Annotated in this window: 13 protein-coding genes and 1 pseudogene; 8 read left to right on the top strand and 6 right to left on the bottom strand. The window is 68.7% G+C overall.

The features are described 5' to 3' along the window. Nucleotides 1-93: 93 nt before the first annotated feature. Nucleotides 94-714, bottom strand: a pseudogene (locus ACQ66R_RS15925) (LemA family protein); the annotation flags it as partial. Nucleotides 715-800: 86 nt separating this feature from the next. On the opposite strand from ACQ66R_RS15925, the gene ACQ66R_RS15920 reads away from it, so the two are divergent. After that, nucleotides 801-1,562, top strand: a complete 762-nt coding sequence (locus tag ACQ66R_RS15920; protein ID WP_430423618.1) for a class I SAM-dependent methyltransferase — start codon at nt 801-803, stop codon at nt 1,560-1,562. A 52-nt stretch (nt 1,563-1,614) separates the two neighbouring features. Next, on the top strand, nt 1,615-2,469 hold the full coding sequence (locus ACQ66R_RS15915) for a hypothetical protein (protein ID WP_430423616.1): 855 nt from the start codon (nt 1,615-1,617) through the stop codon (nt 2,467-2,469). Here the strand turns inward: ACQ66R_RS15915 and ACQ66R_RS15910 are convergent. Next, nucleotides 2,384-3,163, bottom strand: coding sequence for a DUF1365 domain-containing protein (locus ACQ66R_RS15910; RefSeq protein ID WP_430423614.1), 780 nt, complete (start codon nt 3,161-3,163; stop codon nt 2,384-2,386). The two genes, ACQ66R_RS15915 and ACQ66R_RS15910, sit on opposite strands and share 86 nt — an antisense overlap. A gap of 1 nt (nt 3,164) precedes the next feature. Further along, on the bottom strand, nt 3,165-4,499 hold the full coding sequence (locus ACQ66R_RS15905; RefSeq protein ID WP_430423612.1) for an NAD(P)/FAD-dependent oxidoreductase: 1,335 nt from the start codon (nt 4,497-4,499) through the stop codon (nt 3,165-3,167). A 139-nt stretch (nt 4,500-4,638) separates the two neighbouring features. Here ACQ66R_RS15905 and ACQ66R_RS15900 point away from each other — a divergent pair, with 139 nt between their 5' ends. The 3 genes from ACQ66R_RS15900 to ACQ66R_RS15890 are packed head-to-tail and all read left to right on the top strand — an operon-like array spanning nt 4,639 to nt 6,896. Then, the gene (locus ACQ66R_RS15900; RefSeq protein WP_430423610.1) at nt 4,639-5,433 is read left to right on the top strand and encodes a DUF1295 domain-containing protein; all 795 of its coding nucleotides are present in this window, start codon (nt 4,639-4,641) and stop codon (nt 5,431-5,433) included. A gap of 6 nt (nt 5,434-5,439) precedes the next feature. Next, nucleotides 5,440-6,465, top strand: coding sequence for an SAM-dependent methyltransferase (locus tag ACQ66R_RS15895; RefSeq protein ID WP_430423609.1), 1,026 nt, complete (start codon nt 5,440-5,442; stop codon nt 6,463-6,465). A 20-nt stretch (nt 6,466-6,485) separates the two neighbouring features. Continuing rightward, complete coding sequence (locus tag ACQ66R_RS15890; RefSeq protein ID WP_430423607.1) at nt 6,486-6,896, top strand: DUF2177 family protein; 411 nt, start codon at nt 6,486-6,488, stop codon at nt 6,894-6,896. Here ACQ66R_RS15890 and ACQ66R_RS15885 read toward each other — a convergent pair. Further along, nucleotides 6,884-7,708 carry an FkbM family methyltransferase gene (locus tag ACQ66R_RS15885; RefSeq protein WP_430423605.1) on the bottom strand — a complete coding sequence of 275 codons (825 nt, stop codon included), beginning with the start codon at nt 7,706-7,708 and terminating at the stop codon, nt 6,884-6,886. The genes ACQ66R_RS15890 and ACQ66R_RS15885 overlap by 13 nt on opposite strands. A 142-nt stretch (nt 7,709-7,850) precedes the next feature. Between ACQ66R_RS15885 and ACQ66R_RS15880 the strand changes: the two genes are divergently transcribed. From ACQ66R_RS15880 to ACQ66R_RS15870, 3 genes are all read left to right on the top strand, one after another. Then, the gene (locus ACQ66R_RS15880) at nt 7,851-9,434 is read left to right on the top strand and encodes an AMP-binding protein (RefSeq protein ID WP_430423603.1); all 1,584 of its coding nucleotides are present in this window, start codon (nt 7,851-7,853) and stop codon (nt 9,432-9,434) included. A 127-nt stretch (nt 9,435-9,561) separates the two neighbouring features. Continuing rightward, entirely contained in the window at nt 9,562-10,851 is a 1,290-nt protein-coding gene (locus ACQ66R_RS15875; RefSeq protein WP_430423601.1) for an amidohydrolase family protein, read from the top strand. 310 nt (nt 10,852-11,161) lie between these two features. Beyond that, entirely contained in the window at nt 11,162-12,322 is a 1,161-nt protein-coding gene (locus tag ACQ66R_RS15870; RefSeq protein WP_430423599.1) for a DegT/DnrJ/EryC1/StrS family aminotransferase, read from the top strand. On the opposite strand, the gene ACQ66R_RS15865 is transcribed toward ACQ66R_RS15870, so the two are convergent. Together ACQ66R_RS15865 and ACQ66R_RS15860 are read right to left on the bottom strand one after the other, a co-directional pair. Continuing rightward, complete coding sequence (locus tag ACQ66R_RS15865) at nt 12,319-13,047, bottom strand: PEPxxWA-CTERM sorting domain-containing protein (protein ID WP_430423597.1); 729 nt, start codon at nt 13,045-13,047, stop codon at nt 12,319-12,321. The two genes, ACQ66R_RS15870 and ACQ66R_RS15865, sit on opposite strands and share 4 nt — an antisense overlap. Before the next feature lie 93 nt (nt 13,048-13,140). Beyond that, entirely contained in the window at nt 13,141-14,760 is a 1,620-nt protein-coding gene (locus ACQ66R_RS15860) for an alpha/beta fold hydrolase (protein ID WP_430423595.1), read from the bottom strand. Between the last annotated feature and the right edge of the window lie 34 nt (nt 14,761-14,794).

Here is a 14,794-nt window from a genome sequence, read left to right as displayed (position 1 = left end):
ACCGGCTGCGCCGGCCACCTTCTCCCCCAGGGGAGAAGGCCTGCGCGCGCGCCCCCATCTATTTCGGCGGCGGCGAGCCGGGGCGGCGCCGGGCGGCGGCGTCCCGGCGGCCGGGGCGCCGAAGTCCACCGTCGGCGCGGACTGAGCCGTCGCCGTGGCCTGGAACAGCTCCATAGGCTTGGACCCGCCATGCACGGTCTTGGCCCAGATGATCTGAGGGAAGGTCCGGAGCGTCGTGTTGTAGTCGCGGACGGCCTCGTTGTAGTCCTTCCGCGCCACCGTGATCCGGTTCTCGGTGCCTTCCAGCTGCGACTGCAGCGCCAGGAAATTCTCGTTCGACTTCAGGTCGGGATAGGCCTCCTGCAGCACCCGCATCGGGGCCAGGGCCAGCGACAGGTTGTTCTGCGCCGCCGCGTACCGCTGGAAGGCGGCCGGGTCCTGGGTGATGCCGGGGTCGGACCGCACCTGCAGGGCGTTGGCGCGCGCCTGGGTCACGCCGATCAGCACGTTTGATTCCTGGGCCGCATAGCCCTTCACCGTGGCCACCAGGTTGGGGATCAGGTCGGCGCGGCGCTGGTACTGGTTCTGCACCTCGGCCCACTGGGCCTTGGCGCGCTCTTCCTGGGTGGGGATCGTGTTGATCCCGCAGGCCGCCAGCGTCAGCGGCATCGCGATCAGCAGCGCGAGACGCGCCATCCATCGGGTAAACGTCATCGTCTCTCCCCAGGCTCGGGCCCGTCGTGTCGCCGATACTTGGACCCGGCATTGATCCAACGCAACGGCGGCGGCACAAGGCCCCGATGGCCAAACCGTATTACACGCCGGGCAGTCTCAGCGCCGCCCACTATGACATGATCACCGGCCTCGATGTCCGGCTCCGCGGCGATGAAGACATCTACGCCGGACTGGTTCCCGAAGGCGGCTCGGCGCTGGAGCTGGGCGCCGGTACGGGACGGTTGACGGCGGGCCTCGCGGGACGGGGCCACCCCATCGTCGGCGTCGACATCTCGCCCACCATGCTGGCCCAGGCGCAGACGCGGGTGGCCGGCCTGCCCGAGGAGGTCCGGAGCCGCATCCAGATGGTGCGGGGCGACATGACCTCGCTGGATCTCAAGCGCACGTTCGACCTGGTGTTCCTGCCGTTCTTTACCCTGGCCCACGTGCCGGCCGGCGCAGCCTGGAAGAACACCTTCGCCGTCGTGGCCCGACACATGGCCGAGGGCGCGCTGGCCGCCTGCCATCTGCCGCGCATCGACGTGATGAAGTTGCCGGCGCCGGCCGAGAAGCACCTGCCGGTGATGGACCAGCCGCTGCCCGATGGCCGCCGCCTGCTGATGTTCGTCAAGGAGCGCACCTTCCGCGAGGGCGTGAACCGCCTCGACCAGGTGCTGGAATACGCCGTCGCCGAGCCCGGCGGCCGCATCGTCCAGCGCAGTCCCGAGCGGCTGACCTTCTACATGTCCGACCCCGCGCCGCTGGCCGCGACGGCAGGCCTCGTCCTGGATCGCGACCCGATCAACCTGGGCGACGTGGGCGACATCTGGGTGTTCCGGCGGGCCTAGCGGACCGCAGCGGCGGGGCGCCATAGTCCCTGGGTCACACGCGGGGGGGCGCATGGACACGCTGATCATCGGCACGCCGCTCTGGATCCTGGCCGTCGTGCTGTTCGTGGGCCTGATGGCCGCGATGGAGGCCGGCCGCTGGCTGCGGCGGCGCCTGGCCCGCAACCTCGACGGCGAGGCGGCCGAGCACGATTACATCTTCAACGGCGTGCTGGGCCTGCTGGCGCTGCTGATCGCCTTCACCTTCGGCCTGGCGCTCGACCGCTACGACGCCCGACGCGAGCTGGTCGTGGACGAGGCCAACGCCATCGGCACGGCCGAAATGCGGGCGCGCCTGCTGGACAGCCAGGACGGCCCGCGGCTGGCCGGCCTGCTGCGCACCTACGCCGACACCCGCCTGCGCTACGGCGAGGCCAGCGCGGCCGCCAAGCCGCCGCTGCGGGCGGCCTCTCAGGCCCTGCGCGCGCGGATCGAGAGCGAGACGATCACCGCCTTGCGGCCCATCGCGACCACGCCGCTGGCGGCCATGATCACGCCGGCGGTCAACGAGGCGCTGGACATCGGCGTCACCCGCGAAGCCACCCACGCGTCGCGGATCCCCACGATGGTGCTGGCGGTGCTGGCCGTCTACGCCCTGGTCTCGGCCGGCGTCCTGGGCTCGGCCCTGGACGCGGCGGGCCGCCGGGGCCGCGGGATGAGCACGCTGCTGTTTCTGCTGCTGACCCTGGCGATCACGGTGATCCTGGATCTGGACCGCCCGCAGGAGGGCGCCATCCGCATCAGCCAGCAGCCGCTGGCCGACCTCGTCGCGGGGTTCGCCGCTACGCCACCGCCTTCAGTTGCGATCCCACCACCGTCACCGACCACGCCGGCTTCGCCGGCCGCTGGCGGATCTTCTCGCCCTTGAGCCAGATGAACAGCGCCTCCCAGTGGATGGCGCCCACCACGCCCACGGTCATCCAGGGATGCGTGAGCCACGCCCGGGCCAGGTTGCGGTCGGTCATCTCCTGGCGCTCGGCCACGAAGCCCGTCGCCAGTACCCGGCCCTCGGCGTCGTCCACATCGACCAGCACCTGGACCTGCTCAGATGGCGGCCGGACGCGGAACGCATAGCTGAGGTCCATGTCCATGAAGGGTGAGACGTAGAAGCCCTTCTCGCAGGCCTGCTTCACGATCGGCGTGTCTTCGGCGGGGATCAGGTAGCTGTGCCGCTCGCCGAAGGTGTTGTTCACCTCGTAGAGGATCGCCGACAGCGCGCCGTCGGGCCGGTGGCAGAAGTAGACGGTCAGCGGGTTGAACCCCAGGCCCAGGATGCGCGGCATCGCCAGCAGGCGGATCGGCCCGCCATGGGCGATCCCGGCGGCGGCAAGCTGGGCTTCCACCTGCGCCTTGAGCGGGGTCGCCGAGCCGTCGCCATGCTTGCGGGGATCGAAGCCGGTGAGATTGAAGCGCTTCAGCGAGAACAGCTTCAGATCGCGGTCCAGCGCCGCGACCTCGTCCAGGTCCAGCAGAAGCATGAAGATGCGATAGCGCAGGCCGTGCCGGCGGGGCTTCAGCCGGGTGTGGCTGACCACCCCGGGATAGAGCCCGGACGCAAGCACCTCAGGCCGCCTCGTCCAGGGCCCGGTCGCGCACGTGGATGCGGCTGCTTTCGCCCTCGACCGTCCAGGGCCGGCGCACGCCCCCCAGCTGCTCGGCCACCGCCAGGCCCGACTGCAGCGCATCCTCGTGGAAGCCGTGACCCAGGTAGCTGCCGCAGAACCAGGTGCGCCGCGCGCCCTGGATGTCCCAGATCTGCTGCTGGGCGGCGATGGCGTCGGCGTCGAACAGGGGATGCTCGTAGATTTCGGTCCGGATCAGCTTGTCCGCCGCGATCTCCTTATTGGGGTTGAGCGTGACGAACAGCTCGGGCGCGTCCTTCAGGCTCTGCAGACGGGTCATCCAGTAGGTCACCGCCCCCTCGCCCGGCTTGTCGCGCATGCCGATGTGGTTCCAGCTGGTCCAGGCCCGGCGGCGCTTGGGCATCAGCACGGTGTCGGTGTGCAGCGCGACCATGTTGCGGGCGTAACGGAAGCAGCCCAGCAGGCGTTGCTCCTCAGGGCTCGGATCGTCCAGCAGCGACAGCGCCGTATCGCCATGGGTGGCCAGCACCACCTGGTCGAAGCGCTCGCGCGCCCCGCCCGCCAGGCGGACTTCTGCGCCGTTGGCGTCGCGCCGCACGCCGGCCACGCGGACGCCCTTGCGCACCTCGCCGCGATACGCTGCGCTCAGCTTCGCCACATAGGCGCGGCTGCCGCCCTCGACCGTGCGCCATAGCCCCCGGCCGGTGATCGTCATCATCCCGTGGTTCAGGAAGAACCGGATCAGCGAGGCGGCCGGATAGGCGCCGATCTGGTCCAGCGGGGTCGACCAAATGGCCGCCGCCTGGGGCAGCAGGTGGTCGTCGCGGAAGGCGTCGCCATAGCCCTTGGCCTTCAGGTAGTCGCCCAGCGGGGTGGCGTTGCGCTCGAGCTCGGCGAGGTCCTTCGGCGCGGTTCGGAAGAAGCGATTGATGTCGCGCAGCAGGCCCCAGAACCGCAGCGACAGCAGGTTGCGCTTCTGGGCGAAGATGCCGCCCAGGCCGAAGCTGGAGTATTCGAAGGCTCCGTCGTCCAGCGAGACGCTCAGCGACATGTCGGCATAGAGGCTGGGCACGCCCAGGTGCTCCAGCAGCGCCGTGAAGTTGGGATAGTTGCCCTCGTTGTAGACGATGAAGCCGGTGTCGACCGGAACCGGCCCCTGGTGGCCGGGCGCCTCGGCGGTGTTGGCGTGGCCGCCCAGACGGGGGTCGGCCTCGAACAGGGTGACGTTGTGTTTCTCCGAGAGCAGCCAGGCCGCGGAAAGACCCGCGATTCCGGCCCCGATCACGGCCACGCTCAGCCGTTCACCACCGCTCATACTGTCTCCAACCCTCCGTGCACGCGCCAGACCTGGCGCGCGTTCCCGCCGCCAGAGTGCTTAGCAAATGCTACGACGCCATCACAGGGGCGGATGCGTCTGATCGCGGAACGTGGTCGTATGCCTCGGGGACATTCGCATGCTGCTTCAGATCGAACTTTTCGTGCTCGCCGCCATGCTGGTGGTGATGGTCGGGGCCTGGGCCTACGGGCTGGCCGTGAAGAACGGCGGCTGGACCGACGTCTTCTGGAGTTTCGGCACGGGCTTTGTGCTGGCCGCCGCCGCCTTCCTCGCCACGGGGACCGACACCAGTCAGGCGCGCCGCCTGATGATCGCGGCCTTCATGCTGGTCTGGGGCCTGCGCCTGGGCCTCTATCTGGCGCCGCGGGTCGCCGGCCATCCCGAGGATCCCCGCTACGCCGCCTTCCGGGCGACCGCGAAGAACTATCCACTGACCATGCTGTGGGTCAGCCTGCCCCAGGCCCCGGCCAGCGCGCTGCTGGGCCTGAGCGTGGTCGTCGCCGCCCAGCGACCCGTCCCGCAGCTCGATCTGCGCGACGGCCTGGCGCTGATCGTCTACCTGATCGCCATCGTCGGTGAGACCGTTTCCGACGCCCAGATGAAGCGGTTCCGCGCCAATCCCGACAACAAGGGCCAGGTCATCGAGACCGGCCTCTGGGCCTGGTCGCGGCATCCCAACTACTTCTTCCAGTGGCTGGGCTGGATGGCCTATCCCGTCATGGCGTTGGACTTGTCGCGGCCGGTCACCCTGCTGACCCTCGTCGCGCCGGCTGTCATGTTCGGCCTGCTCCGCTATGTCTCCGGCGTCCCGCCGCTGGAGGAGGCCATGCTCAAGTCCCGCGGCGACAAGTTCCGCGACTATCAGAAGCGCGTCAGCGTCTTCTTCCCCCTTCCTCCCAAACAGCAGTCCTGAGTCCGCATGAGCTTCACCTCCGCCATCATCGACACCTTCGAAGGCGCGCCGCTGCCCGATGTCGTCCGCAAGACCGCGATCCACCTCCTGGTGGCCAATGCGCGGCGCGAGCATTCCAAGGCCGGGCCCGGAACCGAAGCCGCCTTCGCCCGCGATATGGCCGAGCACCCCATCGCGGCCCACACCGACGCGGCCAACGCCCAGCACTATGAAGTGCCCGCCGACTTCTTCCTGAACTGCCTGGGCCCGCAGCTGAAGTACTCGTCCTGCCTCTACAAGAACCCCGGCGACGGCATCGCCGAGGCCGAGGAGCACGCGCTGAAGGAGACGGCCGAGCACGCCGATCTGCAGGACGGACAGCGCATCCTGGAGCTGGGCTGCGGCTGGGGCTCGCTGTCGCTGTGGATGGCCAAGACCTATCCGAACGCGCGCATCACCTCGGTCTCGAACTCGGCCAGCCAGAAGGCCTTCATCATGGCCCGGGCGCAGGAACGCGGCCTGGGCAACCTCGAGGTGATCACCTGCGACATGAACGACTTCGAGGCGCCGGGCGCGTTCGACCGCGTCGTCTCGGTCGAGATGTTCGAGCACATGTCGAACTGGCGCGCCCTGCTGGGCCGGGTGAAGACCTGGCTGAAGCCCGACGGCCGCCTGTTCATCCACGTCTTCACGCACAAGACCACGCCCTACCGGTTTGACCTCGACGACGAGGCCGACTGGATCGGCAAGTACTTCTTCTCGGGCGGCGTGATGCCCAGCCACGGCCTGATGGCCCAGTTCCCCGACCTGTTCACCGTCGAGCAGGACTGGCGCTGGAGCGGGACGCACTACGAGAAGACGGCGCTGCACTGGCTCGAAGCCTACGACCGCAACATCGCCAGGATCCGGCCGGTGCTCGAGGCCACCTATGGCAAGGACGCCACCCTGTGGCATCGTCGCTGGCGCTTGTTCTTCCTCGCCACCGCCGGCCTCTTCGGCCACCGTGGCGGGACGGAATGGGGCGTGAGCCACTACAGACTGAAGCCCGCGTAACGCGGCAGGAGGGGCGGACCATGGGACGGCTGATCGGGGTCTATCTGGCGACCGGGATCGCCTTCGCGATCGTGGACTACATCTGGCTCACCCAGTTCGGGCCCAAGGTGTACTTCCCCACGCTGGACCCGGTGGCCCTGCCCTCCGCGCGGCTGCCGCCGGCGGTGGTGTTCTACCTCGCCTACATCGCGGGCGTGCTGGCGCTGGTGGTCTATCCGCGGAAGAACGAGCCGCTGTTGCGCTCGACGCTGTACGGCGGCCTGCTGGGCGCCATGTGCTACGCCACCTACGACCTGACCAACCAGGCGACGCTGAAGGTCTGGTCCACGCACATCACCGTCATCGACATTGCGTGGGGCACGTTCATCACCGCGTTCGGCGCCACCGTCGGCGGCTGGGTGCTGCGACGGCTCCGCGGTCAGAGCGCGTAGCCGTACCGGCCCAGGTACGGAAACGCGCGGTCTTCCGTCGGCGGCGCGGCCAGGTCGGTCACAGGCGTGAGTTCCCAGCGTAACGCCTGGTCCGTCGGCGCGGCCACGAGGCCCAGGTCGCCGCGCCCGACCTCGGCCGGCGCGCCCTTCGGAGCCAGCGGCGTCGCGAACGGCGAGAAGAACCAGAACAGCCGGTAGCCTTGCGCCGTCAGCAGGTCGGCCACCTCGCGGGTCTGCTCGGTCTTGCCGCGATGCGCTTCCAGGAGCCAGACCGGCCGGATGTCGCGCAACAGCCGCGTGGCCCCGCGCAGCACGGCGGCCTCGAAGCCCTCGACATCCACCTTGACCACCTTCGTGTCGTCGGGCGCGATGTCGTCCAGGGGACGGACGCCCACCTTGCGTCGCTTCTGAAGCCGATGGGCAAAGCCCACCGCACCGAAGTTGCCGGTGTAGCCCAGCTCGATCGCCGGGAACTCGGCGATCCCGGCCGCCTCACCGGCCGCCACCGACAGCACCTCGACGTTGGAAAGACCGTTGGCCTCGGCGCCCTCGAGGATCAGGTTGGCCAGGGGAAAGGCCGCTTCGATGGCGATGACCCGCCAGCCCGGCCGCGCCTTGGCGAACGGCATCGAAACCGAGCCGATGTGGGCGCCGACGTCGACAAATGTCCCGGTCGGGCCCGGCGCGTGATCCAGCAGGAAATCCTGTTCCGGCTTGGCGAACTCTCCGAAATCGCGGAGGCAGGCCCCCACCGCCGTATCGTGGGCGGGATAGCGAAAGGTCAGTCCATAGGCTTCGGTCTGGGCGATCACGCCTGGCCTCTATCACGTCCCATCGCCCGGCGAACCTACCCACGGCGCGCCGTGGCGATTGTCCCTGACGTGGCGTCCATGCCATGATCGGTTTTCGAAAGCTGGGCATAATATACGGCGTAAAGCCGAGTGGAGGATCTGGATGGACGCGGTGTTGGAACGGGCCGGACTGGACCAGCGGCTGGAAGCGGCGGCTATGGTGGGCATGACGACGTCGGTGTGGGCCGATGTCCAGCCCGAGAAGGCCGCGGTGATCGACCCCGACGGCCGCACCCGCTCGTTCGTCGAGGTGAACCGCAACGCCAACCGCATCGTGCGCCTGCTGCGGAACGCCGGCCTCAAGGCCGGCGACGCGGTCGCGGTGCTGATGTCCAATCGCGGCGAGTTCATCGAGATCCAGGCCGCCACCCTGCGCGGCGGCTTCCGCATCACGCCGATCAACTGGCACCTGACCACGGACGAGATCGCCTACATCCTCAACGACTGCGAAGCCCAGGCGGTGTTCGCCGAGGCCCGCATCGCCGCTTCGGCGCCGGCCGCCGCCGAGGCCCCCGGCCTCAAGCTGAAGATCAGCCTGGGCGGGCCCATCGACGGCTTCCAGGACTATGACGCCGCACTGGCCGGCCTCGACGGATCCGACATCGCCGACCCCTCGTTGGGCAATCAGATGCTCTACACCTCCGGCACGACCGGCCGGCCGAAGGGCGTCTTCCGCGCGGCTCCGGCGGTGACGCCGCAGGCGATGTATGCGCTGCGCGGCTACGACGCCCACTCGGTGCAGCTGTGCGCGGGACCGGCCTATCACGCCGCGCCGCTGGCGTTCGACGTGCGCGCCGCGATGGGCGCGGGCGCCACCCTGGTGTTCCTCGACAAGTGGGACAGCGAGCACACCCTGCGCACGATCCAGGATCGCAAGGTGACCCACATGCACCTGGTGCCGATCATGTTCCAGCGGCTGCTGGCGCTGCCCGACGAGGTGAAGGCCCGCTACGACATCTCGTCGGTCAAATACATCATTCACGGCGCGGCCCCGTGCCCGCCCGAGGTGAAGCACGCCATGATCGCCTGGTTCGGCCCGGTGATCAGCGAGTACTACGCCGGCTCGGAAGGCGGCGCGGGCTTCATGATCAACTCCGAGGAGTGGCTGCGGAAGCCCGGCTCGGTGGGTAAGAAGCCCGAGCTGCTGGGCTCGAAGATCCTGGACGACCAGGGCAATGAATGCCCGCCCAACGTCTCGGGCACGATCTACCACCAGCTGCCGCCGGGCGGCGGCTTCACCTACTACAAGGACGAGAAGAAGACCCAGGCCAGCCGCGTCGGCGACTACTTCACCATGGGCGACATGGGATACTTCGACGACGACGGGTACCTGTTCCTCACCGGCCGCAGCGCCGAGACGATCATCTCGGGCGGGGTCAACATCTACCCGCAGGAGATCGACAACGAGCTGATCAAGCACGAAGCCGTCGCCGACAGTTCCACCGTGGGCGTGCCGCACGACGAGTGGGGCGAGCAGGTCAAGGCGGTCATCCTGCTGAAGCCCGGCTACGAGCCCTCGGACCTGCTGGCCCAGGAAATCCTGGCCTTCGCCCGCGACAGCCTGCCCAGCTTCAAGGTCCCCCGCAGCCTCGACTTCGTCACCAGCCTGCCGCGCTCCGAAGCCGGCAAGATCCAGCGCGGCAAGGTGCGCGCCCCCTACTGGGAAGGCCGCGCGCGGCAGATTTAGGTGTTCGCCGCGGCGGCAGGCCGTTCTGACCGGGGCGGTCACGCGTCCTGCCGCTGATCCTGTTCTGAGGGTTTTCCGCGTCCGGAAACCGCTTAAGGTCCCGCACAGATCTTTCAGGGGCCTCTCAGTGAAACAGCTTCTCGCCGGCGCGCTCGCCGCCGCTCTCCTCGTTGCGCCGGCCGCGGCGCAGACCAATCCGACCACGTTCGTCCACGCCGGCCGCGTGCTGGTCGATCCCGCCACCGGCAAGGTCGAAACCCAGAAGACCCTGGTCGTCCAGAACGGCAAGGTGGTGCGCATCGCCGACGGCTTCCTCACCGAGCCGGGCGGCAAGGTGGTGGATCTGAAGTCCGCCTTCGTCCTGCCGGGCTTCATCGACAGCCACGTCCACCTGACGGGCGAGCAAAACCCGAACTCCCGTCTCGAGGAGGTGACCCAGTCGTCGGCCGAACAGGCCATGGTGGCCGCCCGCTATGCGAAGAAGACCCTCTTGGCCGGCTTCACCACCGTGGCCGACCTGGGCGCCGACGACGACGCCATCTTCGCGCTGCGCAAGGCCATCTCGCTCGGCGACGTACCCGGCCCGCGGATCGTCGCCTCGGGCAGCGCGATCTCGATCCACGGCGGCCACGGCGACGTCAACGGCTTCCGGGAGGACGTGATGCACGTGCTGCGGCCCGGCTCGGTCTGCTCGGGCGCCGCCGACTGCTCGCGCGCGGTGCGCGAACAGGTCTGGAAGGGCGCCGACGTCATCAAGATCACCGCCACCGGCGGCGTGCTCTCCAACACCGCCGCGGGCCTGGCCCAGCAGTTCTCCGAGGACGAGCTGAAGGCCATCGTCGAGTCGGCCCACCGTATGGGCCGCCGCGTCACCGCCCACGCCCATGGCGGCGACGGCATCAACAGCTTCCTGAAGGCCGGCGGCGACTCGATCGAGCACGGCACCTTCCTCGACGCCGAGGGCATCGCGCTGATGAAGAAGAACGGCGCCTACCTGGTGCCCACCCTGATGGCCGGCGACTTCGTCTACCGGGTGGCCTCGGGCCCGAACAATTTCCTCACGCCCGCCCAGTCGGCCAAGGCCCTGGAAGCCGGCCCCCGCATGCTCGACATGGCGCGTCGCGCGCACGCGGGCGGCGTCAAGATCGCCTTCGGCACCGACACCGGCGTCTCGGCCCACGGCGACAACGCCGGCGAATTCGCCCTGCTGGTCAAGGCGGGGCTCACGCCGCTGGAGGCGATCCAGGCCGCCACCGTCAATGCCGCCGACCACCTGCAGCTCTCGTCGGTGGCCGGCGCGCTCACCCCCGGCCACGCGGCCGACATCGTCGCCGTCGACGGCGACCCGCTGAAGGACGTGACGGTGCTGACCAAGGTGCGCTTCGTGATGAAGGACGGCGTTGTTCATAAGCCGTAGCCCCCGCCCCCTCGCTGCGCTCGGGACCTCCCCCAGGGCAATCGCATATGACGGTGGGTTGATAGGGATGCTCCCCTCCCCCTTGCGGGGAGGGGTCGGGGGTGGGGGTGCGAAACTCCAGGCTCTGAGCTGACACCCCCACTCCCAACCCTCTCCCCGCAAGGGGGAGAGGGCCCCGCCTCAAGCGCCGGCCATATGCGATAGCCCTGCCCTCTGGGGGAGCTCGCGAAGCGAGAGGGGGTTTGCGGGAAACGTCGCGAAACCAACCGTGTTTGGCCGCGCATGGCGGCGCAGGGCATAAGCCGCGCCCATGATTCCGTTCATCGATCTTCAGGCCCAACGCGCCCGCCTGGGCCAGCCGCTGGAGGACGCGATCCTCAAGGTGGTTCGCTCGGGCGCCTACATCATGGGCCCCGAGATCGCCCAGCTGGAAGCCGAGCTTTGCGCCTTCGGCCAGGCGCCGCACGCGCTCTCTTGCGGCTCGGGAACCGAGGCGCTGGTGCTGCCGCTGATGGCCTGGGAAATCGGGCCCGGCGACGCCGTCTTCTGCCCCTCGTTCACCTTCGCCGCGACCGCCGAGGTCATGCCCCTGGTGGGCGCCTCGCCGGTGTTCGTCGACGTGCTGCCCGACACCTACAACATCGATCCGGTGAAGCTGGACGCCGCGATCGCCGCGGTGAAGGCCGAGGGCCAGCTGACGCCCCGCGCCGTCATCGCCGTCGACCTGTTCGGACAGCCCGCCGACTATCCCGCGATCAAGGCTGTTACGGACCGGTACGACCTGAAGCTGATCGCCGACTCCGCGCAGGGCTTCGGTTGCACGCTGAACGGCCAGCACCCGATCCATTGGGCGGACGTCACCACCACCTCGTTCTTCCCGGCCAAGCCGCTGGGCTGCTACGGCGACGGCGGGGCGGTGCTCTGCAAGGACGCGCGCCTGCACGACCTGCTGGTGAGCCTGCGGGTCCACGGCCAGGCGGTGAAGAGCGACCTCGACGGCCGCACCTTCGATCACGATCCCAAGTACCTGAACATGCGCGTCGGCATGAACAGCCGGATGGACACGATCCAGGCCGCCGTCCTGCTTCAGAAGCTGACCATCTTCGCCGACGAGATCGCGGCCCGGAACAAGGTGGCCGCCCGCTATGGCGAGGGTCTCGGCGACGTGGTGCGCGCGCCGCCCGTCATCGCGGGCGGGACCTCGGTGTGGGCCCAGTACGTCATCGAGACCGACGACCGCGACGGCCTGGCCGCCCACCTGCGCGGCGAGGGCGTGCCGACGGCGGTCTACTATCCGGTCCCGCTGCACATCCAGGCGCCCTACCGCCACTATCCCCAGCCCGGCGGCCTGCCGGTCACCGAGGCGGCGGCCGGCAAGGTCCTGGCCCTGCCCATGCACGCCTACCTCGCGCCCGAGACCCAGGACGCGATCGTCGCGGCCATCCGCAACTATGTGAAGCGCAACGGCTAGGTCAGCACACGCCGACGACTGCGCAAGGCTCCGCCCACACCGGCGAAGCCCATCACCAGCAGGGCCCAGACCGCGGGTTCGGGTACGGCGTTTCCAACGCCGCCGACGAAGGTGATGTTGTCGAACGCGACGAAGTCATCGATGCCGGCGGCGGCCGCGACGCGTACCCTGCCGATCTCACCACCGCTGACCTTGAACCCGGCGAAGCCGTTTGGTGAAAAGTCGCCAGCGGACAGTCCCGCTTGCGCAAAGGTGAAGCTGCCCAGTTCCTGTCCACCCGCGCCATACAGCGTGAAGCTGTGCGCAATGAGGGCATGCCCCCATCCCTGAACCGTCAGACCAAAGGCCGCCACCGGGTCGGCGAAGTTGATATCGAAGGCGCGCATGGCGCTGGCGGAGTAGACTGGCGCCTGGCTGATGTCCGAGATCAGTCCGTTGAAGGTATTGCCGAGGGCGCGGCTCGATAGGACGCCGATCCCCGAGTAGTTTCCAGGAGCGGTGATGAAGGGACTCGCGCCCGCCGTCGCCGAGCTGAACGTCACACCGAAGTTCGACTGGATCGCCGCGAAGCTGGCGTCGTTCGCGCCGTCGAACGTGATGCTGGAGTTGACCACACCGAGCTCGGCGGCGCTGCTCACCACTGTCACCGTGGCCGAGGTAGCCGTGCCGGCCGCGGCGAACGACAGCGCCACGCACGCGGCGATCACTGAAAGTCGAGACGTCATTCTGTTTGCCTTGCAAATGCGGCCGAGCCGCCGTCGGCGAACAGGAAGCATGGTGTCGCCGCGGTCGCATGACGCAAACGGACTAAGCGGAACTCAGGCCCGGGCCAGGTACCGCACGACGTCGGCCCATTTCTGGAGGCCGATGAGATGACCCATGCCAGGGAAGACATGCACATCGCTGGCCCACGTGCCCAGGTACTCGAGAAGGTCGGAAAGCGGCGCGAACTTGTCGTCCTCGCCGTGCCAGACCGTGATGGGGCAGGTCACGCCGATCGGGGTCGTATTGGCGGATCGTCGGAAGGCGCCCATTTCGGCGGCGACGCCCTTCCGTCCCAACGCGACGCATTCGGCGTTTGCGGCGGCGACGAATGTCGCGACCCACGGGTTGGCCTCGACGAAGGCGCGGTCGCCGGGCGAGTAGGCCGAGCCGGCGGCGATCATCCGCTCGATGAACGCTGGCGATATTCGCGTCTGCAGGATGCCGTACAGCGCTTCGACGACCCACGGGTTCTGCTCCATTCGGGCGCGGAAGCGCGCGATGATGGAGTCGTTGCGCCTGGCGGCTCGCGGAGGTCGCCCGGAACAGAGAAGAACGCGGCGGGCCCGATCCCCCAGTCGCGCCGCCGTGCAGATTGCGGATGGCGCGCCGGACAGCACCGCCGAGAGATGGATGTCCTCGAGCGCCAGGGCGTCACAGAGCTCGACCATGTCGTCCGCGACGCCTTCGAAGCTGTAGTCTTCGCGGGGATCGGACTGCCCGAACCCGGGCCGTTCGACGGCAACCACGCGAATACCCAATCCTGTCGCCAACCTCTGCATCCCCGGAGGCAGCAGGCTGGAGCCGAGCCCCTCATGGAAGAAGAGGATCGTTCGCCCGGAACGCTCGCCATAGTCTCTGTACGCGAGGCGTCGCCCGTCCTTGAGGCGAAGTGACAGAACGGGCGGCGCAGGCATCGGGGTGGGCGCGGACGACACCCCATCCATGACGCCCGCCACCTGACCAAGTTCCGTCAGCGCGCGGATGAGTTCGCCTTGCCGTTTCAGCCCCATCTTGTCGAACACGGCGCGAAGCTGGTTGCGAACCGTGTTGATCGAGAGCCCGAGGTCGTCAGCCGCCTCCTTCAGTGTCTGCCCATCGCGCAGCCGCTCGGCCAGGCGCATCTCCGCCCCAGTGAGGCCGAAATTGCGGTGGATCGAACGCCAGAGCTGTCCCGTCTCCTCGACGGCGGGGAACAGCAGGGCCAGCCCCCCTTCGACCCCATCCAACTCAAGGCCGCTGAGATAGGCCACGTCGGCCAGGCTACGGACGGGAGCCATGAAGCCGAAGCAGGGAAGCTCGTCCCGTCCACGCTCAAATCTGACCACCGCCTGGCTGCCGCTGGCCCGCGCCTGTTCCAGGGCGTGCGCAAAAGCCTCATCGTTGTCAGGCGCATGGAACCGAAGTCTTGAGCCCGGCTCTACATGTGCGATGTCCTGGAGCACGCTGGAGCCGCGCGCATTGACGGCGGCCACCCGGCCTGAGGCGCTGAGGGCCACCCAACCCAGGGCGTGACTGAAGAGACGGATTTCCGGCGCTGCACTGCCGGCGACGATCCTGGCGACCTCCTGGCTATGCTCGATGCCGCGCAGCGCGATGGTCGGCGCCTCGTCGCGGGAAGGCTGCAGCTCCAGCGCTTCGACAAGGCTCACCCAACGGTGGGGGTCGGCCGCCACCTGTTAGAGCGCTTCCACGATGAGCGTCGGATCG

The organism is Phenylobacterium sp. (genome assembly GCF_965284355.1).
Lineage (GTDB): Bacteria > Pseudomonadota > Alphaproteobacteria > Caulobacterales > Caulobacteraceae > Phenylobacterium.
Note: the sequence above shows the minus strand (reverse complement) of the source record. Positions and strands in the feature narration are given on the sequence as shown.

Coding starts and splice junctions, on each gene's coding strand:
- ACQ66R_RS15870 (WP_430423599.1), top strand. CDS start 11,162: ATGATTCCGTTCATCGATCTTCAGGCCCAACGCGCCCGCCTGGGCCAG.
- ACQ66R_RS15915 (WP_430423616.1), top strand. CDS start 1,615: ATGGACACGCTGATCATCGGCACGCCGCTCTGGATCCTGGCCGTCGTG.
- ACQ66R_RS15880 (WP_430423603.1), top strand. CDS start 7,851: ATGGACGCGGTGTTGGAACGGGCCGGACTGGACCAGCGGCTGGAAGCG.
- ACQ66R_RS15920 (WP_430423618.1), top strand. CDS start 801: ATGGCCAAACCGTATTACACGCCGGGCAGTCTCAGCGCCGCCCACTAT.
- ACQ66R_RS15865 (WP_430423597.1), bottom strand. CDS start 13,047: ATGACGTCTCGACTTTCAGTGATCGCCGCGTGCGTGGCGCTGTCGTTC.
- ACQ66R_RS15895 (WP_430423609.1), top strand. CDS start 5,440: ATGAGCTTCACCTCCGCCATCATCGACACCTTCGAAGGCGCGCCGCTG.
- ACQ66R_RS15890 (WP_430423607.1), top strand. CDS start 6,486: ATGGGACGGCTGATCGGGGTCTATCTGGCGACCGGGATCGCCTTCGCG.
- ACQ66R_RS15905 (WP_430423612.1), bottom strand. CDS start 4,499: ATGAGCGGTGGTGAACGGCTGAGCGTGGCCGTGATCGGGGCCGGAATC.
- ACQ66R_RS15900 (WP_430423610.1), top strand. CDS start 4,639: ATGCTGCTTCAGATCGAACTTTTCGTGCTCGCCGCCATGCTGGTGGTG.